14 protein-coding genes are annotated in these 25,718 nt (G+C 42.1%); 13 read left to right on the forward strand and 1 reads right to left on the reverse strand.

Features of this window, described 5'->3' with window-relative positions; genetic code table 11:
- Positions 1–3: 3 nt before the first annotated feature.
- The 5 genes from N773_RS0101785 to N773_RS0101810 all read left to right on the forward strand — a co-directional run bounded on the left by N773_RS0101785 (position 4) and on the right by N773_RS0101810 (position 9,549).
- Positions 4–975 (forward strand): tRNA dihydrouridine synthase, encoded by a 972-nt coding sequence (locus tag N773_RS0101785; protein WP_043537729.1) that lies wholly within the window; start codon positions 4–6, stop codon positions 973–975.
- 3 nt (positions 976–978) lie between these two features.
- Entirely contained in the window at positions 979–4,050 is a 3,072-nt protein-coding gene (locus N773_RS0101790) for a leucine-rich repeat domain-containing protein (RefSeq protein WP_024856166.1), read from the forward strand.
- The gene (locus N773_RS0101795) at positions 4,047–5,096 is read left to right on the forward strand and encodes an aldo/keto reductase (protein ID WP_024856167.1); all 1,050 of its coding nucleotides are present in this window, start codon (positions 4,047–4,049) and stop codon (positions 5,094–5,096) included. The genes N773_RS0101790 and N773_RS0101795 overlap by 4 nt, the downstream gene beginning before the upstream one ends.
- A 343-nt stretch (positions 5,097–5,439) precedes the next feature.
- Positions 5,440–6,315, forward strand: coding sequence for an IS1595 family transposase (locus N773_RS0101805; RefSeq protein WP_013483548.1), 876 nt, complete (start codon positions 5,440–5,442; stop codon positions 6,313–6,315).
- Between the two features lie 231 nt (positions 6,316–6,546).
- On the forward strand, positions 6,547–9,549 hold the full coding sequence (locus N773_RS0101810; RefSeq protein WP_024856169.1) for a glycoside hydrolase family 9 protein: 3,003 nt from the start codon (positions 6,547–6,549) through the stop codon (positions 9,547–9,549).
- A gap of 321 nt (positions 9,550–9,870) precedes the next feature.
- Here the strand turns inward: N773_RS0101810 and N773_RS20990 are convergent, their stop codons facing one another.
- Entirely contained in the window at positions 9,871–11,979 is a 2,109-nt protein-coding gene (locus N773_RS20990) for a BspA family leucine-rich repeat surface protein (protein WP_051454244.1), read from the reverse strand.
- A 377-nt stretch (positions 11,980–12,356) separates the two neighbouring features.
- Between N773_RS20990 and N773_RS0101825 the strand changes: the two genes are divergently transcribed.
- The 8 genes from N773_RS0101825 to N773_RS0101870 all read left to right on the forward strand — a co-directional run bounded on the left by N773_RS0101825 (position 12,357) and on the right by N773_RS0101870 (position 25,586).
- Positions 12,357–13,595 (forward strand): DUF3810 family protein, encoded by a 1,239-nt coding sequence (locus N773_RS0101825; RefSeq protein WP_024856170.1) that lies wholly within the window; start codon positions 12,357–12,359, stop codon positions 13,593–13,595.
- A gap of 385 nt (positions 13,596–13,980) precedes the next feature.
- Positions 13,981–16,026, forward strand: coding sequence for a leucine-rich repeat domain-containing protein (locus tag N773_RS20995; protein ID WP_024856171.1), 2,046 nt, complete (start codon positions 13,981–13,983; stop codon positions 16,024–16,026).
- 1,035 nt (positions 16,027–17,061) lie between these two features.
- The gene (locus N773_RS21000; RefSeq protein ID WP_024856172.1) at positions 17,062–19,089 is read left to right on the forward strand and encodes a BspA family leucine-rich repeat surface protein; all 2,028 of its coding nucleotides are present in this window, start codon (positions 17,062–17,064) and stop codon (positions 19,087–19,089) included.
- 473 nt (positions 19,090–19,562) lie between these two features.
- A complete protein-coding gene (locus tag N773_RS0101850; protein WP_024856173.1) occupies positions 19,563–20,198 on the forward strand; it encodes a TetR/AcrR family transcriptional regulator in 636 nt (211 codons plus the stop codon).
- On the forward strand, positions 20,191–21,933 hold the full coding sequence (locus N773_RS0101855) for an ABC transporter ATP-binding protein (RefSeq protein WP_024856174.1): 1,743 nt from the start codon (positions 20,191–20,193) through the stop codon (positions 21,931–21,933). The genes N773_RS0101850 and N773_RS0101855 overlap by 8 nt, the downstream gene beginning before the upstream one ends.
- Positions 21,930–23,666, forward strand: a complete 1,737-nt coding sequence (locus N773_RS0101860; protein WP_024856175.1) for an ABC transporter ATP-binding protein — start codon at positions 21,930–21,932, stop codon at positions 23,664–23,666. Before N773_RS0101855 ends, N773_RS0101860 begins: the two co-directional genes overlap by 4 nt.
- A gap of 464 nt (positions 23,667–24,130) precedes the next feature.
- Entirely contained in the window at positions 24,131–24,316 is a 186-nt protein-coding gene (locus tag N773_RS0101865; protein ID WP_155250848.1) for a hypothetical protein, read from the forward strand.
- Between the two features lie 451 nt (positions 24,317–24,767).
- Entirely contained in the window at positions 24,768–25,586 is an 819-nt protein-coding gene (locus N773_RS0101870) for an MBL fold metallo-hydrolase (RefSeq protein WP_024856177.1), read from the forward strand.
- The last annotated feature ends 132 nt before the right edge of the window (positions 25,587–25,718 follow it).

Consider the following 25,718-nt stretch of genomic DNA (forward strand, 5'->3'; position numbering starts at 1 on the left):
AAAATGAAAACATTCAGTGGATCCTGTCTGAAAAAACTCCATATAGGAAACATAACTACCGAGTCAAATGTGTTTATGGCACCTCTTGCAGGATATACAAGCTACCCTTTCAGGATGATATGCAGAAAGCTTGGTGCAGGACTTGCTTTTACAGAAATGGTCAGTGCAAACGGACTGAAATACAACGATAAAGCCACAGCAAAACTTCTCTGTACAAGTGATGCCGAAACGCTGAAAGCAGTTCAGCTTCTCGGTTCTGTACCGTCAGCTTTTGAATATGCGTGCAAAGGTGAGTATACAGCAGGGTTCGATATTGTCGATATAAACATGGGCTGTCCTGTACCGAATGTGATAAAAAGCGGAGAGGGCTGTGCATTGATAAGCAATATGCCGCTGGCATCAAAAATAATCGAAGCCTGCAAAAGAAGCGGCAAAGTCGTGACTGTAAAATTCAGACCGGGATTCAACCGCAAGAAAATAGTTGTATCCGAGTTTGCAAAAATGTGCGAGGATTCGGGAGCGGATATGATAACGGTACATGGCAGGACAAGAGATATGATGTACGAAGGTGAACCTGTGTATGGATATATCGAGGCGGCGAAAAATGTTGTGAATATACCTGTAATCGCAAACGGCGGTATCCATTCTGATGAAGATGCAGTGAGAATGATGGACAGAACAGGGGCAGACGGTGTGATGATAGGACGCTACGGACTGGAAGATCCTCTTATTTTTGCAAGACTGACAGGTAAGGATACAAATGAAACAAAACTGTCACTTGTTCTGGAACAGGCTGATATTGCAATATCATGCTTTGATGAACTTTCGGCTATGGAACATATCAAAAAAACAGCTTCATATTTCATGAAAAAGCTTCCCGGTACCAAGGTATACAAACAGGAAATGTACAACTGCGGCAGTATGAAGGAACTCAAAAAAACACTCATCAAGATTTTCGGAGAAACGGAGAAATAAAAAATGCAGGAAGTTTTTAAGGTCGAAAACGGAGTACTTCTCAGCTTCAGCGGAGAACAGCACAATGTAATTGTTCCCGAAGGAGTAAAAGTGATCGGTAAAGAAGTATTCAAGGGAATGGCGTGGATAACTGACATTTTCCTCCCTGATGGATTGAAAGAGATCGGTGATAATGCATTCAAGGGATGTAAAAAACTTGAACGGATCAAAATTCCCGACAGTGTGGAAAAAATCGGAGAACTCGCCTTTCACAGGTGTCATTCTCTTGGTTCTGTTGTACTTCCCGATTCTGTGAAAACTCTTGAAAAAGGCACCTTCCTTTTTTGTGACAGTTTAAAAAGCATACAGGCATTCGGTGTAAAAAAACTTGAAATGCAGACCTTTGCAAATGATACACAGCTTACAGATATATCCCTGAACAGTGAGATCGACTGCTCAAATTTTAAGAAAGATGTATTCACAGGCTGTATCAGCATAAAAAATATCCATCTTTCAAACGGTTATTCTTATCATGCAGATGATCTTGTATCACTGTTGATGGACAATAAAACTGTCGATCCCGTAGTGCGTTCAATTGCAGAAAGTATTTATCAGTCACTGGAAATAGAGAACGGAGTACTGTATAAGCTGCACGTAAATCTTAAATCATTTGAACTGCCCGAGGGTATAAAATGTATTGAAAAAAGCTGCTTTTTTGATAAAAAGGGTATCGTTTCCATTTCATTCCCCGAAAGCCTTGAACGTATAATGAGCAATGCTTTCGGAAACTGTATCAACCTGGAACAGATCAAATTAAAAAATGAAGATATAATTATAGATGAAGATGCCTTCAGAGGATGCAGCAATCTCAAAAAAATAATAATCGGCAGTCAGGTATACGATCTCGGCAGTATCAGCTACGCGGATGATACTCCGTATATAATAAGACGTATCAGCGATCAGGTAATGAGTGATTTTTACATAAGCGGAAAGGTACTCATGTCATATACAGGCAATGAGGAACGCATCACTATCCCTGACGGGATCGAAGTAATAGGCGAAAGCTGTTTTGAAGGAAACGATAAGGTGAATCGTGTTATATTGAGCGATACTGTGCGCGAGATACATGAAAATGCTTTCCGAAACTGTGTATGTATGCAGACCATAGTAATGTCAGAAGGTCTTCACAGCATATGCAGAAATGCTTTTGAAAACTGCCTGAAACTTATCCGTTTCAACATCCCTGCTGCACTTGAAAAAGTAGAAACTTTTGCATTCAGAGGATGTCAGAGCCTTGAACTATCCGGATTTGAAAAGGGTACACCATTGGCTGGACCTATAAAAGAGCGTGAATATGGGGAAAATGATATTGCCGCATACAGTCACTGTGACGATGAAAAAATAACACAGCTCGTTCTTGAAAAAACTGCGATTATAGGGAAATACGCATTTTCAGCCTGCCCGAGTCTTGAAAGCGTGGTCATAAATGCCCCCGAATGTATCGTTGAAAAATACGCTTTTGAAAAATGCAGTTCACTTCGCAGTATAAAAGTGACCGCAGCCAAAATAGAAAAGGGAGCATTTTCTTTCTGCCGTAATCTTGAAAAAGTTGAGATAAGCGGTGTTTCTGTACTTGAGGATGAAGTCTTTGCGGGGTGTTCATTAATAAGGGAAGTAAAGCTATCCGATGAAGTTTCGGAAATAGGCAGGAGATGTTTTGACGAATGTACATCATTAGACAGCTTTGATCTTGAAAAAATAAGAATCATAGGTGAGCGGGCATTTGAACGCTGTGACAGTCTCAAAGAGATAACTTTAAATAATACGGATGTTGGATATCATGCTTTTGCAGACTGTTCAAATTTGCGGAAAATGATCCTTGATAGTGGTACAAAACTGCAAAGCGGTGCTTTCATGGGGTGTACCTGTGCGGATACTGTTGTACTTGACGGACATCGCTATTCTTTTTCATGTTTTTCGCAAAGCAGAAATACAGCAGACAATAAACTTCCGATAATAGTTCAGGAAATCATCGGCAGCATATATTCATGCTTTGAGATAAACAGGAGTCATGGTATAGTAAAGTACCGTGGTGATGCAGCAAAAGTACGCATCCCTGATGATATCATATCAGCAGAAGATGAAGCATTCCGCGACCATTTGCGTGTCGTGGATATCATCTTCCCGGATGGTTTCGGTTACAGCGGAAAGCTGACCTTTTCGGGAACAGGCTGGCTTGAAAAAAGACGTAAGGAAGTAAGATACAATATAGTGAACGATATTCTTATCGATGCAGCCTGCTGCGGAGAAACAGCCGAGATACCCGAAAATATCCGCAGGATATGCAGCTGGGCTTTTGCGGGAAATACCCATCTGAAAGAACTGATAATGAAAAACGACCGCATTGCAGTCGATGCATTTGCATTCAGAAATTGTATCAATCTTAAAACAATACATTATTCCGACGGGAGAAAATACACTCTGGAAAAATTCAGCGATGTTACCGAAAAAGAGTATCCCGAACTTGTGAGACGTATTTTTTCCGAGTGCATAAACTGTTTTAAGCTGAATGACAGGGGCGTTCTTGAAGAAAGCACGGGAAATATAAAGGAACTTGTGTTCCCCGAAGGTATAAAAGAAATTGCAGATCAGGTATACATGGATTGCAATCTTCTTGAAACTATCGTCTTTTCGGATGATACCGAAAAAATCGGAAAGTCCTCATTCAAAAACAGCAAATGGCTGAGAAGTGTTAAAAATGCAGGCAGTGTAGTCAGAATAGATGCCCATGCGTTCAGCGGTTGCAGGAGCCTTGAAACTATAGATATTTCTGACAAACTTGAATTTCTTGGCAAAAGAGCATTTGAACACTGCTGTGAACTTAAAGAAATACATATTTCAGATAAGCTGACAGTTATTCCCGAGAAAGCTTTTTTCAGATGCAAAAGTCTGAAAAAGGTTGTTATCCCTGATTCCGTAAAGGAAATAGGGCCTCAGGCATTTGCATTCTGTACCGAGCTTGAAGAGGTGATTTTTGCTGATCCTGACAATGTAAAGATCGCTGATGATGCTTTTGCGTGGTGTGATAAGCTATGAGATACAGAGAACTTGGAAAAACAGGACTTATGGTCTCGGAGATAGGTTTTGGAACAATACCGGTACTGAGTGGAAATGTTCCTGTTCTCCCTGATTATTACAGTCCTGACGTTGATGAAGCCGTTGATATAATGATGCACGCTTACAGATTGGGGTGCAATCTTTATGATACGGCTATCCCCGAAGAATACGGAGATGCAGAATATAAACTTGGAGTATTTGCTGAAAAAGTCGGACGGGACAATATAATAATATCTGATAAAGCACGTTTCATGGACGGTAATGATATGTTCCGTGAAGTAATGAGGTCAGTAGAAACACTGGGTACTACTCCTGATATTTACTTTGTACATCAGGTAGATGAAAAGAACGAGGAAGAAACCTTCAGCAGATATGGGGCTATCGATGCTCTTTGTGACCTGAAAAAAGCGGGCATAATAAAATATACAGGTGTTGCTACCCACTATTACAGTGTTGCCGAGCGTGCTGCTTATGATGACAGGGTAGATGTCATACAGACAAGCGGAAACATACTTGAACGAGGTATCATTGACCGTATTGCTGAAAAAGAAATATTCAGAGAAAAAGGACTTATACTCAACAAGGTATATGCCGCAGGATGTCTTCTCAATGTATTCACACCGTCAGAACTTATAAGCGGTATACTTCATTGGCCGTTCTCATGTGCACTGATAGGTATAGGAACGATACCGCAGGCAGACGCTGCAATGAAAGAAGAGTTCACACAGAAATATTATCCCTTTGAGCAAGTGACAGAAAAAATATCCGAATTATTCACTCCAATAAAGTGTACACGTTGTCAGAGATGTGTATGTCCCCACGGGTATGAGATACATATTATGCTGAGACAATACAATTATTTTCATCTCGGAAAAAAGTACTGGGCAATGAAAAAACTCAGACTTAATATAGATGAGGTGTACGAAAATTGCAGAAAATGTACAGACAGACCGTGCATGAAAGATTGTCCGAAGAAACTCAGAATACCCGAATTGATCGAAACGATATATGAAATGACACGCTGATTTTTCGGAGATTTACCCTTTAAAGATGTTAATGCCGTCAGATGTTACTTCAACTTGTAATCTACATTTAAAAGAAAAACGCTACTATGGTGCGTTGACAGAATATCTTGATAAGCTGATTATCGTGGGCATCAAGAAGAACATTTTTAAGTTTCATACCATATGCATCTGCGAATTGTTTTTTTATATACTGCGGAAATCTGATGCGGCAGAGGTTTGGAATTAAAAACATGGTTATCCCTTTAACACACCACAGATAATTTACAATGCTGTCCAAATAAACAGACCTCAAAAACCGGAAAATATAGTATAATAGTGACAGAAACCGAAAGGAGCTGTCGCTATGTCAAAAAGATTTCCGAAACCTGAGATCACACTTGATGGGATATACTCAAAGTTCGCAGATGAAAGCTTTTGCAAGGATTTTCTACTTGATATCCGCTTTGAAAAGGGCTTTGCCTGCCCGTTTTGCGGTGGCTCTGAGTACCGCAGGATAAGGTCACGTCATCTGCTGCGTTGCAAGTTCTGTAAAGCAGATATATCCGCCACAAACGGAACTTTTATGCACAGAACACATATTCCGCTCAGACTGTGGATAGTCACTGCATTCCTCATTATGAGCAACAAATGCAGCGTTTCTGCTGTTACGCTGATGAGGTCTTTGGGAGTGACTTACAAGACAGCCTGGTACATCCTTCATCGCATCAGAAAAGCTATGAAATGCCGTGAAGAACGCTATTTGCTCGACGGGATCGTTGAACTTGATGACACGTATCTCGGTGCTCCGACTCACGGTAAAAAGCGCGGCAGAGGTACTGAAAAAGTCAAGATGATCGTAGCTTTATCGAAGAACGCAGCAGGAAATCCCGAGTACGTAAAAATGAGCGATGTGCCGAATTTAAAGGGCATAACTGTGGGTAGATTTGCCAGGGATAATATCCGCGCAGGCTCGAAGATCGAGAGTGATAATGCTCGAAGTTACAAGAAACCGCTGGCACAGAAATACTTCCATGTTTTTGAGACATATGATCCGACAAGCGGTCAGCTGAATTGGATGCATAAAGTTATATCAAACTTCAAAGCAATGATCATGGGAACTTACCACGGAAACGAAAAGATCCACACAGCGTTATATGCTGCCGAATACTGTTACAAATTCAACCGTCGTAAGCTGGGAAACAGTGCGTATTTAAGGCTTTTGGCTGCTTTGGTTCAGTGATCTTACTTGTGGTGTGTTAATGGGATAACCATAATTAAAAATATTGAAATCATTGCAATTTGAAAAGCAATGTGGTATAATGTCTATCGGACATAACAGCGTAATGACTGTGAAATGTCCATCCCAGTTATAATGTGGCTATGGCTGTTTCAGGTATATATTTCGCTTACTGTAAGTTACAGCCGTATCAGATTTAAGTTCTTTTATTTTCAAAAGGAGGGTCAAGAGATTATGCACAAGACAATGAAACGTATCGCCGCAGGGCTTGTGGCAATTACCGGCGCTTTATCGGCAGCAGCCGCATCTGCACCTATGAGTGTGTTTGCAGAAGACGAACAGATACTTATCCAGTCTGACTTCGAAGCAGGCATAGGTCTTCCCTGGCGCACATTAGAGAATGCACCGGCACGGCAGGACTTCGATATTTCAGACGGCACTTACAATATAACGATACAGAATAACGATGGTCCCGAGTCAAGATGGGATCTTCAGTTCCGTTGCAGAAATATAATTATACACAAAGGTCATACTTACAAGGTACACTGGAAGGTCAATTCTTCCAATGAGGGTGAGCTGTACACCAAGATCGGTAACTACGGCGGAACTGTTGAAGTTTGGCACAACAACTGCGGCAATGATGATTTCAATCAGACGTGGGAATGCGTAAAGATCGCTAAAGGCGACAACACCTTCGATGCTGAGTTTACAGCTGAATATGATCTTGAGCTTGCTGACTGGGCATTCCACTACGGCGGTAAGGGTCAGTATCAGCCGGTAGACTGCTTCCCAAACGGTACGGTCCTCAAATTCGATGATCTGTCTCTGATCGACACTACCGGTGGCGTATTTATCGATGGAGATGTTAACGAGTGGGGCGTTGTAAGACCCGAAAGCAACGTTCGTCTGAATCAGATCGGTTACTATCCTCAGCTGGAAAAGAAAGCCTCTTATGTTACCGATGCTTCTTCACCTTTGCAGTTTGAGATCAGAGATAAGAACGGCAACGTTAAGTACACGGGCACAACAAAGGTATTCGGCAGCGATCCTGATTCAGGTACAGGCAAGACTACTACTGTTAACATAGGTAGTCAGATCGTTACCAGACTCAAGGACAGCGGTTCTAATGTACATATCATTGATTTCTCTGATTTCAGAACTGAGGGCGAGTACACGATATTCGTTAAGGATACAGTCGGCGTAAGCGGCACTCAGGTTCTGCTTAACAAGTGTGCAAACGATACAAGGCTAAGCGGTGATAAGCTTTTATGGACAAATCCCGTAACTCTGAAAACTTATACGATGAACGAGAGCAGTCCATTCAGGATAGACAGACAGATCTATGATGATCAGCTGCTGAGGGATTCCATGAACTACTTCTATCAGAACCGCTCAGGAGTACCGATAAAGTCTGAGTACATCACATCAGGTGATAAGTCCGCACTGTCACACCTTAGATATGGTCATAACCCAGATATGGCTTATGTACAGAGCAAGTGGGTAAAGTCTTATGACAGCGATTTCACTGATGGCGAGAAGGATAAGAAGATCGACGTTACAGGCGGATGGTACGCTGCAAACGACCACGGTAAGTACGTTGTCGAAGGCGGTTTCTCCGTATGGACACTTCAGAACGCTTATGAGTTCTCCAAGAGGAGAGGCAATACTCGCAAGTGGACTGACGGCACGATAGCTGTCCCCGAAAATAAGGATAATGCTCCCGATATACTTGATGAAGCAAGGGTAGAGCTGGAGTGGATGTTCAAAATGATAAATGAGGACGGCTTTGTATATCATTCAGTGCAGGACCATACGTTGGCAGATTTTCCGCTCACGTTCGGGTCCATATACTGTACGGACCCCCCAATGGAGGACAATTATCCTTACCGTATCGTCAGACCTCCTACGTATGCTGCCACATTCAACATGATCGCTTGTGCTGCACAGGCTTCACGTCTGTGGAAGGGCATAGATGATGACTTCGCAAAAGAGTGTCTGCAAAATGCACAGAACAGCTGGAAGGCTATCATGGCTAAGCAATCTAACTGGAACGTTAACAGGGGCAAATACTATTCTGATCCCTACTTTGCTCCTTCTGAATTCGGCGTAAACAACGTTTTCGGTGACAACTATGTAGTTGACGATGCTTACTGGGCAGCTTGTGAGCTTTATGCAACAACAGGGGACGCAGCTTACTATGATTTCTTAAAGGATATTGATCAGTCAGGTTATGATAAGGCATTCAGCTTGACTTCCTGCTTGAGGGGCGGCGAGAACGATCGATCGTTCGGTTCCTTCAATTGGGGCAATACTGCGGGTCTGGGCACCCTTTCACTCTACTTGAGCGACAAGACATCTTCTGCTGACAGGAAGACTATTGTCAATTCTATCCAAAATATTGCTGATCAATACCTTATTCAGATGAGTAAAGAAGGCATGGGCATACCTTACAAGAGTATGACTACCGAGGACTATATCGGTAGCGATAAACCAGCATTCACAGGTTATGAATACGGCTCCAACTCCTTCGTTATCAACAACGCTATGGTCCTTGCCTATGCTTATGATACTGATAACAGCAAATATATTTATCGTAACGGTGCTGCCGAAGCACTTGATTACCTCTTCGGACGCAACGGTCTGGGCTTCTCATATGTATCAGGCTACGGCGATAAGGCAATGAAATCGCCATACCACAGATACTGGGCAAACAGTATCGATCCGGACTTCCCGAAGGCACCCTCAGGTGTTCTTGCAGGCGGTCCCTGCTCAGATATGTATCATGATAATTACCTTCGTGGTCTCGGCTATAAAAGAGGCACTTTAGCTAATCAGAAGTACTATGCTGACAGTGCTGAAGCGTGGACTGTAAATGAGGTTTCCGTCTGCTTGAACGCTTCTCTGGTCTGGATGTCATCATTCATGAACGATCAGTTCGGCGGTCCGAAACCAGTCCCTGTTCCTTATCCTACCAACATTAAGGTCGATTACAGTGAGAAGTATCATCAGGTAAGATTTACCTGGGATAAGGTGGAAAACGCTGACAGATACGGCATAGCAGTTTATCTGGCAGGCAAGTGGAGAGTTCAGAAGCAGGATATCACAGGCACTACCTACACTTCTCCCAAAAATCTGACTCCCGGCGTAACTTATAAGGTAGCGATTGCCGCTAGAGTGAACGGCATATGGGATACAGCAACTGCTATCAAATATGCCGGTACTGTTACTATAAAGTGATAGACTTCATAAATCAAATTTTAATAAAAAGCAAAACGGATAATCGTCCTAAGCAGACGACTATCCGTTTTTATTGATGCTTTATTGATAAGAAACTTGCCTTTTTTTATTGTTTAACAAATAAAGAAAATGTATCTTCATTCAATAGTAAGCATCGTATAATATCCCGCACATCTAAAATTAATACTCTGCAAGGGATCAAAATCTGTATATATCGCTCACGAAGTAACAGAATAAAAAAGGGGCTGTGAACAGCCGCATGAGGGTATGATCTCTCACACGGCTGACACAGCCCTTTAAAATTGTATCATATCAACATTATTATTTTATTTCGGAACCGCCCCATTCAACGACTGTGAAGCCGTTTCTTTCAAATGTGGCAAACTCCTGCGGTTCGATATCCACAGCCTTTTCAAGAGGTGAATAGGTCATGAATACGCGCAGCATACTGTCGGGTGCGGGTGTGATGTTCAGCTTAGCGGAATCTGTATATTTTTCACTCTGGAAAGAAATGAGATTATACTTGTTATGCTCCATTAAGGGCAGCCAGTATACGATAAACTCATTCATCTCATCTTCGGTCAGTCCCATATAGCTGAGCTTTTCTTTGAGGAAACTCTCGGTATCACTGCCTGCTACGCAGAATCCCTTGGAAAAATCAAATTCTGTACGGCAGTTTACAGCGTCCCAGAACAGATATCTGTGATGAGTTCCGTCAGCCTTGTTCACAAGTGATCCGTCAGGCTTTGCGACTACATCCCAGCCGTTGTTGTACTTAGGATAGGTAGTGGCAAGATCAGCTTCGGTCAGCTCGACCTCAACATGGACGTCTGTCTCCTTTTCGGGATAGAGGTAAATAACCGGTTTAGCAACTATAGCATATGAATTATAAATTTTGATCTGTTTATCACCCGATTCATTCACGATCTGTACCCAGCCGTAATGTCCCTTATAATTTGTATATGCCCAGTTATTGTTATTTTTCATATCACCGAGTTCCTGAAGGTAAGTTTTTTGTGGGATAGTTGTAACTTTACCGTAGCTTGTATCGGGTCCGAGATACAAAGTGATCTCATCGGCGATAACATACAGATCTGCACCATATCTGAGATTTCTTTCAGGTTTGACAGAGAAATCATTGCTACAGGTCACAGCATTTTTGATAGCGTTTGCAGTATCCCATTTGCCGTTTACTCTTGCTGCGATAGCTACTTTATAAGTCATGCCGGGTGTGAGATTCTTGGGAGAAGTGTAAACAGTGTTGGTTATATTCTGTGCCTGAACTCTCCACTTGCCTGCGAGATATACAGCGATTCCGTACCTGTCAGCACCTTCCACCTCATCCCATTTGAACCTTACCTGGTGATATTTTTCACTGTATTCTACTTTGATGTTTGTGGGATAGGTTTCTTCTTCGATAGGTAAGCGCTTGTAGATGTTCTTACCGCTGTTTTCAATCTCTGCAAAATCACTGTCACCGCTTATAACAGTTGTGGGATCATTTGTGTTTATCCAGCCTTCACCGTTAGGAAGCTTTGCATCAGCTTTTATGTTCTTGAAATTTTCACCTAGAGAAATGGTTTTTAGCTCGGTACAATTATCGAACATCCTGCGGATATATGTGATATTGCTTGTGTCAAAGCCGCTTAGATCGATCGATGTCAAACTTGAACAGTTTTCAAACAGGGATTCTAAATCACTAATATTTTTTGTATCAAAACTGCTTACATCAAGTGAGGTCAAGCCTGAACAACCGTAAAACATTCTGTAAATATATTTAACATTCCTTGTATCAAAGTTGCTCAGGTCAAGAGTTGTCAGGCTGGTACATTCTTTGAACATGTTATCCATATATCTGACGTTACTTGTAATAAAACTGCTTATATCAAGTGAGGTCAAGCTAGAACAACCGCAGAACACCCCGCTCATATCTGTAACTTTTCTTGTATAAAAACTGCTCAGGTCAAGCGAAGTCAGGCTGTTACAGTTGTAGAACATGCTATCCATATTTTTAACATTGCCTGTGTTAAAATTGCTAAGATCAATAGTTTTCAAGCTTCTACAGTAAAAAAACATGCAAGACATATCTGTAACATTGCTGGTATCCGCATTTGAAAGATCCATAGAAGTACATTCACTAAAGCGATTAAACAGCGCACTGCTATTTTCAGGAAAAACTGTTCCCTTTTCAGCGACAATGGATGTGACTAAATACCAGTATTCTTTGCTAAATTCATTTAATGTATCACGATCTACCATTCCTCTTAGCGTCAGAACGCCTGTCGCTTCATCAAAAGAATAACACTCTGCTTCGACAACAGCTTCTGCTTGTGCTGTGATAGTCTGTGTGATAACAGGCGCACCATAGCTTACAACACCTGCTGTCATACAAAGTGACATAACTACTGCTAAAACTTTTTTCATATTCATTGATTTGTCCTCCCGAATTCTAGTGCCCAAAATGGCAATAGATCAATATTACAAAAATATGATAGCACAGATAATTATTCATGTCAATAACTTCGATATATTTTCTTGATCAATTGTTGCTTATCCATAATAGATAAACATATTAATGTATATTCTTCACAGCAGTGAGTTTATATTTGAGCGACTGTTACCGATGTGACACTTTACAATTTATGTCTTTCCTACGGGTGCTGTGTGGATACATAAGATATATCTGATAAAGTATGTCAGTAACGTTACTGCATATCGAGCAGGTCTAAAAAACCGTTCTGTTGACTTTTATCATGTCGTCTGATATAATAAATGTCAGTGAATTTTGTATAACAGGAGATGACATTTTGAAGAAACTATCTGCATATTGGCGAGTGCTGATCATTCTGTTGATATGCTCTGCAGTAATGGGGCTCGCTTGGTTCTTTCCAAACCTGTGCGACAGATACACGGACAGTATTTTCTATAATATTTGCAACGGTGTGAGCCGCGCTACGGGGCTTGTTCCGTTTGCGATAGGCGAGATAATTATGTATATCGGCATCGCAGGGACGGTATTGGCAGTGATATTTCTGCTGCTACTTATTTTCTTACGTAAAAAAGATAGGTACCGCAGGTTCTGTGCAGTGTATTTCAAAACGCTGCTGATGGCGATCGTCTGTACGGTATTTATCTATATGCCGACCTGGTACATACCCTTCTGCGGGACGGTTCTCGGAAAGGGTGAAACAGACGCCCGAACAGAATTCAATCCTGATGAGATCGAAAAGCTTGTAAGATATTCGGTAGACGGGATCAATTCTGCCGCTGATGAAATAGAGATATTCTCCGATGGTACAGTGATTTTCCCGACTGAGGAAGATACTCGGTACCTTATCGCAGATGCCATGCGGTCGATGGGAGAAGAATTTCCCCGCTTGAATGGTTACTATCCGCCTGTGAAAACCGCGCTCTGTTCGGATATACTTGACCGAATGGGTATAGGAGGGTACAACTATCCGTTTACGATGGAACCTACCCGCAGTAAATATCAGTCACCGCTCGACCGCATCGTTATCGATGCACATGAACTTGCACACCACAAGGGCTATTTCCTTGAAAACGAGGCTGAAATGCTGAGCATAGTCGCACTTACCCAAAGCCCGGATCCTTATCTGCGTATTGCAGGTTTCGATGCACTTTATTGGTGGATATGTGACAGCTATTATGAGAATATCGACGTGGAAATGAGGAAAGAGTTTGACAGCATGATTGAAAGCGGCGAGCTTGACGTTCATCTTCCAACTGAGTCAATTGAGGAATCTGAGCGAGCGGAAGAAGCTATGCATTTTCTGTACGATAAGTATTATAAGAACGAACCGCAGATCAGTGAACGGGCACAGATGATATTTGATGCATCGAACGATATCGAAAATGAGATATTCGATGAGGATGAGCACATCATCGACGAAATGCCCGCAGTAAACGATGCTATAACTGCAACTGCCGACGTGGGCTGGGATATACAGGAGGATATCCTGGAAGAAAATTGCTATGACGGTGCTGTGCTGCTGCTTTTGCAGTACTATGACGGTAAACTGTACTGAAAGTAAGAATAACCGAGTTTTTCGTATCATATGTCTCAAAAACATGGAAGTATTTCTGTGCCAGCGGGATAACCGGATCTTCTTATGTCGATCAAGCTCAAGAGTGCTGATATCGAGTGCAATGACATGATAAGGTCTGAAGGTAAAGTTCTGAAAAATAAAGGCGAAGAAGACTTGGAACCTGCCGGTGATGTTGCTTTGGTACGGGTTTGATACTTTCAGCAGCCCGGAATAATGTATTCGCATACATAAGGTTTGTCAATGATATTTCACGTATTAGTATACAAAAATAAAGTGCGATAATTGTGTGCTTTTGTAATAGGAAAATATAATAATATATGTTATAATTAAATATTATATGATTATATTTCAGGGGGCAATTATCATGAATAAACGTTTAATAAGCGGACTGGCTGCATTGGCTGTTGTAATTTCGGGTGCGTGGACGCTGCCTGCGGGGACTTTTGAAGGCTTTTCTCTGAGGGCTAACGCGGAATCCTCCGGAAAGTATGCGGATTTCTCTTATTTTGTACATGACGACGACTGTATAGAGATTCTCCAGTACTATGGTACTGCCGAAAAAGTTACTGTTCCTTCTGAAATCGACGGAAAAGCTGTTACAAGCATTGGCTCATATGCTTTCTATTCGTGCCCCGGACTTAAAAGCGTAATTATCTCCGACGGCGTGACACGCATCGGCGATTTCGCTTTCTATGAAAGCGAAGTTGAAAGCGTAACTATCCCGAATACAGTAGAAAGCATCGACAAATACGCTTTCTACAAATGCACAGGCATTAAAAGCATTACCATCCCCGGCAACAAAACGCACATCGGCAACAATGCTTTCCGAGACTGCCAAAACCTTGAAAAGGTAATTCTCTCGGACGGTGTGTCGTATATCGGCAGATATGCTTTCAGCGGCTGCTATGCTCTTTCAGGCATAAATTTACCGGATAATATCACAAGCATTAGCGCGGGTACTTTCAACAGATGCTACGATCTCGAAAATGTAACTATACCTGACAGCGTTACAAGCATCGATGATTATGCTTTCTGCTGTTGCACAAGCTTTGATGACATTACTATCCCGGAAAGCGTAACAAGCATTGGCAAACGTGCTTTTTCCGAGTGTTCAAATATTAAAAGCTTTACTATTCCTGACAGCGTTACAAGCTTTGGCGATGCTGTTTTTTACGGCTGCACAAGCCTTACAGACGTAAAACTCCCTGACGGCTTGACAAAACTTGGAAATTATATGTTCGGCGACTGCAAAAGCCTTGAAAGCTATACTATACCTGACGGCATTACAAGCATCGGCGAAAACGCCTTTGAAAGATGCCATAACCTTAAAAGCATTACTATACCGGATACTGTTACAAGTATTGGTGATTCTGCTTTTCAAAGCTGCACAAGCCTTGCAGACATAAAGCTGCCGAAGGGCATTACAAGAATTGGCACTTCAGAGTTCTGTGGCTGTTCAAGCCTTGCCGGGTTTACTATCCCTGACAGCGTTACCAGCATCGGCTCCTGCGCTTTCGAGGACTGCACAAGCCTTACAGGTATTACTGTCCCTGACAGCGTTACAAGTATTGGCGGTTATGTTTTCAGCGGCTGCACAAGCCTTACAGACGTAAAGCTGCCGAAGGGTATTACAAGCATTTATTATTCAGAGTTCGAAGGCTGTTCAAGCCTTGCAAGCATCACTATACCTGACAGCGTTACTAACATCGGCGACTATGCTTTTGCCGACTGTTCGAGCCTTACAGACATTACTATCCCGGAGAGCATTACAAGCATTGGTTATTCAGCGTTCAATGACTGTTCAAGCCTTACAGATATTACCATTCCAAACAGTGTGACATTCATCGGCAAATGGGCTTTCAGCGGCTGCACAAGCCTTACAGACATTACTATACCGGAAAGCGTTACAGACATCGGAGATTCGGCTTTCATTAACTGCTCAAACCTTACAGGCATTTCTGTACCGAAAAGCGTTATGACCATTGGCAAAAATGCTTTTGGGTATCATTATGAATATAATAATTATTATGGTAGTGTATATAAAAAGGTTGACGGCTTTACAATAAAGGGCTATAAAGGCACTTCCGCCGAAAAGTATGCGCTTGACAACGGCTTTAAGTTCACAGCCCTTGACAGACCCGCCAACAGATATCCCGTTGTGAAGTCAGAGGTTCGTGGTAGACAGTTCAGGTTGAAGTGGACTGCTGCTGCGGATGCGGAAAAGTACGGTATAGCCGTATATCAGGCTGGCAAATGGCGCGTAAAGGTTCAGGTCAATGGAAATGTTACAAGCTACACATCGCCCAAGGTAGAAACAGGCACTTATAAAATGGTAGTCTGCGCCAAGGTAAACGGCGAATGGGATACGGGAAGTATAAACAAGAGAGCTTTCAATGTTACAATAGAATGACCTGAACTATATCAGGATAATAGTGGAACACAGCACCGGAAGCAAGCCAAAAACGAGAATACAAGTCAATCCCACCACTAAATTGACAAAATTGACAAAAGTTGACACGAAAATGTCAACTTTATAACCCCAGAAAAATAGGACTTTCAGAGGTAAAAACATGAAAGTTGACAAAATTGACAGGGTAGTAAGGATACTTTAAAAAGTAAATTTACCATATATTGGAAATCACCTGCTATTTTTTCATTTTTCCCCTTACCTTGTCAACATTGTCAATTTTCTCAAAAACAAGGCTTAAACGCCGTAAAATAGGGCTTTTAATAGTTGACAAAACAGTGTCAATTTGTGTCAACTTTGTCAACTTTTGTATTAGCGTGCTAAAGTGAAAGGGGTCTATCCATGAAAAAAATACTCTCCGACCGTTTTTACCCCGATCGGAGAGTTTTTAGTTTCAGCTTGATTATATAACCGCATACATGACGGCTGCTGCCGGTGTGCCATGTGTATCGCTCTCTTTTCTTACAGAATTAAAAAATGTAAGACTTTCTGTCATAATTATAATTCTGTATATTGAAAAAGTCAAGTACTTCGGGTAAAATAATATCAACAAAGGCGACAGCCTTGACAGCGGAACAGGAAAACAACATTTATGAATTGTTCGCAGATTATATCCGACCCAAGGAATCCATAGGCATTAATCTTACCTGCGATAAATGTTATCAGCAAAGCTGTGACAGTCACAGTAAAGTGATAGTTCTATCGGAAAATAATTTTACAAACAAAAACGGATAGACGGTCTGCAATCAGACGGATATTCGTTTTTTTGCGCAATGATTCTCAAGGAATTGTTATCAGTCCATACTTTCACTTGCTGTAAAAAATATACATTAATAATAATTTCTCTTATTGATAATTGACGAATGATTAAGTAAATATGTCAAAAATATTGACAATACCATTCAAGCGTGTTATAATCATTCTGTATTTAATAGATATATTATCATATCCAATATTATTGAATGGGAGGTCAAATTTATGAAGATGAAAAAAATTTTAGCAGTAATAATGTCGCTTTGTATGACAGCGGGTGTTGTCAGCTATGGTACACCTGTTATCTCACAGGGAATTATTGCACAGGCTTCCGCTGCTGATGCTTGTTTTTCTTTTGATGAATATTCAGGTGTTCTTTTTCTCAGGGGCGAGATCGATGGTGATACAATAAGAGATTTTTGCTATAAGCAGTACGTAAAAACCATCATAGCCACAGAAAGTACGGTTTTACCCGAAGACAGCAGTCTGTTGTTTAGTGATTATAGTAATTGTACTACTATCGATATTTCAGAAGCGGACACGAGTAAAGTTAAGATCATGGATCTTATGTTTCGTGACTGTCAAAAATTGACCACTATTAATTTAAGTGGATTAAATACAAGTAATGTTACAAATATGGCAGGAATGTTCGCTAACTGTTATAACCTGCCATCACTTGATCTAAGCGCATTCGATACAAGTAATGTTACCAATATGAGCAGTTTGTTCGATAACTGTACCAGTCTTAAATCGCTCAATGTAAGCGGATTTGACACAAGAAATGTTATGGCATTCAGTTATATGTTCGAGGGCTGTTTCAACTTGACCCAACTTGACCTGAGCAGTTTTAACACAAGCAAAGCAACATATATGGGCGGTATGTTTTATCGCTGCTCCGGTCTGAAATCCCTTGATCTGAGCAGTTTTGATATGGGCAGAGTAACTGATAAAGTCGGTATGTTCAATGGATGTACCAGCCTTAATTCTCTTACTCTTGGTGAAACATTTACTAATACTGAAAAAACATATCTTATAAAAGGCGACGGCTGGGTAAACACTAATGATCCCGAAACTGTTATAAGTGGCAATGGAGAATTTGCCATTATCGAAAACAGCGGCAAAAATACTTACAAGCGCTTACCTATCGAAGAAGAAACAAAGCCCACCTATCCCACAAACATCAAGGTAGAATACAGCGAAAAATATCGCCAGGTTAGATTCACATGGGATAAAGTGGAAGGTGCTGACAGGTACGGAATCGCTGTATATCTCGCAGGCAAGTGGAGAGTTCAGGCGCAGAATATAACCGATACAGTTTACACTTCTCCCAAAAATCTTACCACAGGCATGACATATAAGGTAGCTATCGCCGCAAGAGTTAACGGAAAATGGGACACTGCAAACGCAATAAAAAATGCTGTAACTGTTACCATAGGCGGCAATAATTCATATGTCAAGCCTGACAAAGAGACCATATATGGTGCGAGATTATATGTTATTGCCAATGAGATCACTTTGTATCGCGGACCTGATACAAGCTATGGTAAAGTTACAAAGATCCCCGCACAAACTATGCTTACGGAACTCGGCGTTATGAATAATAGCAATAACTGGGTATTTACAGAATATAAGGGACAGTATGGCTGGGTGCAGCTTGTGAATGATTATGGAAAAAAGCAGATCAGCGTTTTCTTCCCTTCGGTAGACAAGCCTGTTATCTATCTCTATCCAGAAAAGGAGACAGACGTCCATGTTGAGGTCGAACTGACGGAAGCTGATCTTGCCACTACCTATCCTAAGTATAACAACGGCTGGGATGTAATAGCTAAACCTGACGGATCACTTGTGAACAAGGCTGACGGAACTCATCACAGATACCTGTTCTGGGACGCTGTAAACTGCCGTACAGAATTTGATTTTTCCAAGGGATTCTGTGTAGCAGGCAGTGATACCGAAAGTTTCCTCAAAGAAAAGCTCAGCTATATGGGACTGACCGAAGATGAGATGAACGAGTTTATCGTATACTGGCTGCCTAAAATGGAGCATAACAAGTATAATCTCATTTCTTTCCAGAGTGAAAAATATACAGATTCCGCTAAGCTGAATATCACACCCGCACCCGACAGTATGCTGCGCGTATTCATGACTTATGTACCTCTTGAAGAGGCAGTGGACACCGAACCGCAGGAACTTTCCACATTTGAAAGAAGAGGCTTTACAGTAGTTGAATGGGGCGGTTCCGAAATAAAATAAGAGTATTGACATGATGCATTTTTAAAGGGCTGTGTCAGCCGTGTGAGAGATCATACTCTCTTGCGGCTGTTCACAGCCCCTGTTTTATATTCAGTTGTTGGTCAAGCTGAAATTGAGTATTGAGTATAAGGATATGATCAGTTACAACAAGAGGGGAGTAGTAAACTCCCGAATTACTTTAAGAAAGAGCGAAAACAATGAATTCTATCCTGAACAATACTGTTGCTAGATCATATGATGATTATCGGTGTTTCTTTATGTCGGAAATGGTGAATACCATAAAATGGAAAGTAGTTCTTCTCGCGAAACTTTTTCAGCTCAGCCATAGGGAGTTTGAAGATCCATAAATCAAATTATAGCTATTCTGCATATTTTCAAAAAGTACGGCCGCAGCACTTGACAAATCGGTTAGTTTATGCTAATATGATAATTGGATTATCGGTAATACAAATTTCAATGAGAGGAGAATACCTATGTCAGTCCCCGATAAAAGTATCGACCCGCGCCTGCTTGCAAGTGCAAAAGCGGAATTTCTTGACAAGGGATTCATCAAAGCGGAACTTAAAACGATCTGCGAGAATGCCGGTATCACGACCGGTGCAGTCTACAAACGCTACAAGAGTAAGGAGGACTTGTTCTGTTCAGTTGTTGACGATATAGCCGAGCATCTTGATTTATTTGTAAAGAAACGCTCGGATATCGACTTTTCAGCGCTTTCGGACAAGGAGATATACGATTCATGGCAGATGACCTACGATTCGATGTGTCCGTTGTTTCGCTTGCTCTATGAAAATCGTCAGACCTTCGCCCTACTGATCGACAAAGCTGCCGGTACAAGGTATGAGAGCTTCAATCACGACTTTGTGAACAAAATGAGCTATGCATATGAACAGTACTACGCAGAAGCGAAAAAGCGCAGTTTAGCACACGCTGAGGTAACACGGGAGGAGTTCCATGTGCTGCTTTCAGCATTCTGGACATGTATCTGCGAACCATTTGTTCATGAAATGTCATGGGAGCAGATCGAGGAGCATTGCAGGATAATCTGCCGTTTCTTCAACTGGCAGGAGGTTATTATGCTAAAGAAAGGCGATGAGAACTTTGTTTAACAAGATCAAGCCCTATATGGGCAGTTATATTAAGTATACCTATGCGGCTTTTGGAGCGATGTTTTCGGGTCTGATATCTTCCGCTGTGCCGTTCTTTATGGTGTATCGTATCATAAAACCACTGATAAGCGGAGAAACACTTTCCGCAGGCTATTATGCTATGCATATAGCCATTATTTTTGTGTGCGAGTTAGTCTGCGCTATCTTATATGTTTGGGGACTTAAATTCTCGCACATTTCCGCATACAACACTTTGAAAAATATCCGTATATCATTACAGAAAAAACTGGAGCGTCAGCCACTCGGTGCAATTCAGGATATGGGCAACGGCAAGATAAAAAAGCTTTTCACCGATGATATAGATCAAGTTGAGATACTGCTTGCACACGCTATCCCCGAGGGCGTCGCAAATCTTTCTATGGCACTGATAGCGATCATCTGTATGTTCTTTGCAGATTGGAAATTAGCCCTGTTGTCGCTCTGTTCTTTGCCTTTGGGTCTGTTTGCAATGGGTATGATGTTCAAGGCGGGAATGGAGCGAATGAACGCTTACTACGCTGCTTCTGCAAAGATGAACGCAACGATCATTGAGTATGTAAACGGTATGGAAGTGGTCAAGGTCTTCGGAAGGGATGGCGAATCCTATCAGCGTTATGAAAGTGACATCAAAAACTATCGCGACTTCACACTTGCGTGGTACAAGGTCTGCTGGCCATGGATGGCACTTTACAATGCGATCATTCCTTGTGTGGCACTGGTGATGCTTCCGGTGGGAACGATCTTTGTACTGAACGGCACATCAACGCTTGCGGATCTGGTTCTTGTATTCTGCCTGTCGCTGTCGGTAGGAATGCCGCTTCTGAAAGCACTTGCTTTTGCAGGAAAGATACCACAGCTCGGATACAAGATAGATGAGATCGAAAAGGCTATGGATAATGAGCCGTTGAAAACGAACGACAACTCATTTACGGGCAATTCGCATATCGTTAAATTCAATGATGTGCGTTTTGCGTACAAGGAACAGGAAGTTCTGCACGGTGTATCGCTCGAACTCGGCGAGGGTACGCTCACGGCACTTGTTGGAGAATCGGGCAGCGGCAAATCCACGCTTGCAAAGCTGCTCGTGCATTACTACGACCTGAACGGTGGAAAGATAACTCTCGGGGGACAGGATATCACCGATATGAGCATTGAAGCGCTGAACGACAATATCTCCTACGTTTCGCAGGAGCAGTTTTTGTTCAATACCACGCTGTATGAGAATATCCTCATCGGAAAACCCGACGCGACACGCGAGAAAGTTATGGCGGCAGCCGAAAAAGCTCAGTGCGGCGAATTTCTTACCCGTCTGCCGAAGGGTATTGATACAATGGCAGGTGACGGCGGTAAAATGCTTTCAGGCGGAGAGCGTCAGCGTATCTCTCTTGCGAGAGCGATACTGAAAAATGCTCCCGTTATCGTCCTTGACGAAGCAACAGCTTTTATTGACCCCGAAAACGAAGAGAAAATGAATGCTGCGATCGGCGAGATCATCAAAGGTAAGACTGTTCTTGTCATCGCTCATCGCTTGCAGACGATAGTTAACGCAGATAAGATATGCGTTATGAAGGACGGAAATATCATCGCCGCCGATACACACGAAAAACTGCTTGAAAGCTGCGAAGAGTATCAAAAGCTCTGGAACAGCAGTGAAGCAAGAGCAAATTGGCAAATCGGGAATGAGGTGAAAGTATGATCAGAATGATAAAACGAATACTCAGCGTTTCGGGAAAATATCAGGGCAGGATATACGGTGCTATGGGCTTTTCATTCCTGAAAGGTCTGCTCGTGAAAATGCCGATAATTCTCACATATTTCATCGTTACAGCATTCATTGACGGCACGCTGACGAATAAAACAGCTGTTTACAGCGCGATAGCTCTTGTGGCAAGTATTATAGTGCAGGCGGTGTTCCAGTACATCGCCGACAGGCTGCAAAGCGGTGCGGGTTATCTGATATTCGCCGATATGCGAATGAAGCTGGGTGAACATCTCCGACGTCTGCCGATGGGATATTTTACCGAGGGCAACATCGGAAAGATCAGCTCGGTGCTCTCAACGGATATGGTGTTCATCGAAGAAAACTGCATGATGGTGCTTGCGGACATGATGAACTATCTGTTCTCTCAGGCTATCATGATCGTGTTTATGTTCGTATTCGACTGGCGGCTGGGTCTTGCTTCTCTTGCTGTCACGGGTTGTATAGTACTTCTCGGCAGGAGTATGATGAAGAATGACCTTGTACATTCGGACGAAAAGCAGAAAGCATCCGAGATACAAACACAGGCGGTACTTGACTTCACCGAAGGTATCGGCATCATCAAGACATACAATCTGCTTGGCGACAAGTCGAAGGAACTGACCGACAGCTTCGATACCAACTGCCGTGTTAACCTCGATTTTGAGTTCTCGCATCACCCTTATAAACGAGGCGTGTTCCTGATCTACGGAATCGGCACGGTGCTGATGCTCACACTTTCGGCTTTCCTTTATTCAAAGGGCTTAATGGATATGAAGTATTTCTTCGGTATGCTTCTGTGTCTGTTTGATCTGTTCGTCCCGATCAAAACCTTTTACGATCAGGAAGCAAGACTCACGGTCATGAGTGCTTGTATGGACAGGATCGAAGCGCTCTTTGCTGAGAAAGAGCTTGATGATAACGGCACAAAAACGCTGACAGAAAGTAATGCACCGGAGATCGAATATCGGAATGTGACCTTTGCATACGATAAAAAAGACATACTCAAAGACGTATCATTCAAAGCAGACAAGGGTACTATGACCGCATTGGTAGGACCGTCAGGCGGCGGAAAATCTACGATCGCAAGTCTGCTGACACGTTTCTGGGATGTGAAAAGCGGCGAGATACTTCTGAGAGGTACAGATATACGGAAGATACCGCTTGCCGCACTCATGGATAATATCAGTATGGTGTTCCAGAGGGTGTATCTGTTTCAGGATACGGTGTACAATAATATTGCTCTCGGCAGACCCGATGCAAGCCGTGAGGAAGTCATTGAAGCCGCGAAAAAAGCACGGTGCTATGATTTCATTATGGAGCTGCCCGACGGTTTTGATACGTTGATCGGTGAAGGTGGAGCAAGCCTTTCGGGAGGTCAGGCACAGCGGCTTTCTATCGCAAGGTGTATTCTGAAAGATTCACCCATTGTCATTCTCGATGAAGCGACTGCAAGCGTTGATGCAGATAATGAGAGCTACATACAGCAGGCGATATCGGAGCTTTGCAAGGGTAAAACGCTGTTAGTCATCGCACACAGGCTCAATACGATCGCTCATGCAGATAATATCATGGTCATCAAAGACGGAGAAATTGCCGAATCTGGTGACCATAAGAGCCTTATGGATATGGGTGGAATCTATCATAATATGGTTACAAAACGTGCAGTGAGCACGGGTTGGAAAAATTAAATCTGAAGGAGTTTTTTATGGGAAGAAAATTTAAGATAGCATATGCTACAATAATATTGCAGGTTTGTTTGAAATAACTGCTTGTCTGGCCGTAGATCAAAGTAATGAAAAAGCTGCGCTCAATAGACTTGATGAACTGGACATTATTATATCTGCGGAGTAAGTGATGGGGCTGATACAAAACTATTTCAAAAATGAGAAAATAGAATGAGAACAGAAATCAAATGGAACAAGAGAAACGCTTGTTGCCTGCTGAAAAAATATCCGCAGGCAAGTGTTAAAGATTGATCTGATTGCAATTAGATTATTATGCATCAATAGTCAAAGAGCATGGTAAATAGAGCTGACCGAGTTTACAAGGTGAACCTGAGATCGGCAAGTGGTATGAGGTCGAGGTGGACGGTGCAAAATCTTCGGATGGCAGCGAATGACACGGCATTTTCCGCAAGGGTACGGAAAATAAGGTGGTCGTGTATTTCTTCGGCGACAGCGTGAAAATACTCTTTGACTGCTCCTGCCGTGATGATACCCTGATGCAGTATCAGTCCAATATTGACAGCGGAAAAATGGATAAGACAAAAGAACTTGGCGATTTCGTAGGGAGGATTTCTCTGAAAAGGGATTGCTTTTTCCGGGGAGGAGTGGTATAATTTATGGATATAAGTAAGTTGTCGGCTTGCTTATAATCATATGCTTTCAGTCAAAGAGGGAGACACAATGAAAATTGCTAACGGAATGGAATTTGTAAATGATGATAGTGTAATAGGCAAATGGGAAAATATCGGCTGAATAAGCAGTACAAATAGTTTTTCGGTTACAGATCTGAACGGTAAAAGCGGTGAATATAATATCCTGTATTTTCTCCCGAACGGGGAGCCTTACTGGATATTTGAGGGCTGGACTAGGGGTGTTATACTAATCCACTACGGCGGTATGAAACCGGATTATTATGTATTCAAGAGAAAAGTATGATTTATCTTGCAGTGCAACACGAGAAATAAAGAGTTCAGCTGCATATCATATGATCAAAAACAGGATTGAAAATAGAGAATGTCAGAGCTGAAATGAATGATCTGAATATGAGTAAAAAGGTGATAAACCATGTTTTCAAAACCAATAATCGAATTAAAATATTCAAACACCAATACTTATCTGATCAAGGGCAAGAAGGGGAGTCTGCTGTTTGATACAGGCTGGGCGGGAACTTTCCCTCAGCTTTGTCGGGCGCTGGGCGAGAACAAACTGAAATTGCAGGATATAAGTTATCTGCTGATCTCTCACTTTCACCCCGATCATATGGGCATTGCGCAGGAAATTGCAAACAGCGGTGTTACGATAGTTGCATCTGATGTTCAGGCGGAATATATCCATAGCAGTGACCATATTTTTGAAAAGGAAAAAGATTCGGACTTTGTTCCGATAGACGACAGTTCAATCAGGTTGGTAAATGTTTCGGAGAGCAGAAGTTTTCTGGGAGAACTGGGTATCAGCGGTGAAATAATACATACTCCCGGGCACAGTGATGACAGTATCTCACTTTGGCTTGAAAAGGAGAGAGCGCTGTTTGTAGGTGATCTTAATCCGCTTTACGAGCTTGATATGCACAAGGGCACTCAGATAGAGGAAAGCTGGAGCGGGCTTCTGAAACTTGATCCGAAGACAGTGTATTACGGTCATGCGATGACTGCAAAACTTACGGGAAAAGGTGTGCAGACGAAGCAAAAGTCCGATAATGCGGACACTTATGCACTGGTGAAAAAGATAATGAAACTCATCGACAAGGGCTGTGATGATGTAACGATACAGCAGAAAACAGGTGCTGACAAGGTCTTTATTCATGATGTTGCAAGAATGTACCTTACACATCAGAATGTAAGTGTGCAGGGGATACTTGACAGGATCGAGATCAAGGGAAAGTGAATATATAGTTTTAATTCCGGGAGCAGTTTTTTGAAATTCGATCTTCTTCTATTGCAAGTTTCGTCGAACTCTGTACATTTATTTTCAAGCATTATGTCACTTTTATAGTATATCCGAAGTATTACCTCAGTA

This window comes from Ruminococcus albus AD2013 (genome assembly GCF_000526775.1).
Classification (GTDB): domain Bacteria; phylum Bacillota; class Clostridia; order Oscillospirales; family Ruminococcaceae; genus Hominimerdicola; species Hominimerdicola alba_A.

What these genes read in the sequence shown, in the direction of transcription:
- N773_RS0101870 (WP_024856177.1), top strand. Translation starts at nt 24,768, where the DNA reads ATGTTTTCAAAACCAATAATCGAATTAAAATATTCAAACACCAATACT.
- N773_RS20995 (WP_024856171.1), top strand. Translation starts at nt 13,981, where the DNA reads ATGAATAAACGTTTAATAAGCGGACTGGCTGCATTGGCTGTTGTAATT.
- N773_RS0101805 (WP_013483548.1), top strand. Translation starts at nt 5,440, where the DNA reads ATGTCAAAAAGATTTCCGAAACCTGAGATCACACTTGATGGGATATAC.
- N773_RS0101860 (WP_024856175.1), top strand. Translation starts at nt 21,930, where the DNA reads ATGATCAGAATGATAAAACGAATACTCAGCGTTTCGGGAAAATATCAG.
- N773_RS0101810 (WP_024856169.1), top strand. Translation starts at nt 6,547, where the DNA reads ATGCACAAGACAATGAAACGTATCGCCGCAGGGCTTGTGGCAATTACC.
- N773_RS21000 (WP_024856172.1), top strand. Translation starts at nt 17,062, where the DNA reads ATGAAGATGAAAAAAATTTTAGCAGTAATAATGTCGCTTTGTATGACA.
- N773_RS20990 (WP_051454244.1), bottom strand. Translation starts at nt 11,979, where the DNA reads ATGAATATGAAAAAAGTTTTAGCAGTAGTTATGTCACTTTGTATGACA.
- N773_RS0101795 (WP_024856167.1), top strand. Translation starts at nt 4,047, where the DNA reads ATGAGATACAGAGAACTTGGAAAAACAGGACTTATGGTCTCGGAGATA.
- N773_RS0101785 (WP_043537729.1), top strand. Translation starts at nt 4, where the DNA reads ATGAAAACATTCAGTGGATCCTGTCTGAAAAAACTCCATATAGGAAAC.
- N773_RS0101790 (WP_024856166.1), top strand. Translation starts at nt 979, where the DNA reads ATGCAGGAAGTTTTTAAGGTCGAAAACGGAGTACTTCTCAGCTTCAGC.
- N773_RS0101850 (WP_024856173.1), top strand. Translation starts at nt 19,563, where the DNA reads ATGTCAGTCCCCGATAAAAGTATCGACCCGCGCCTGCTTGCAAGTGCA.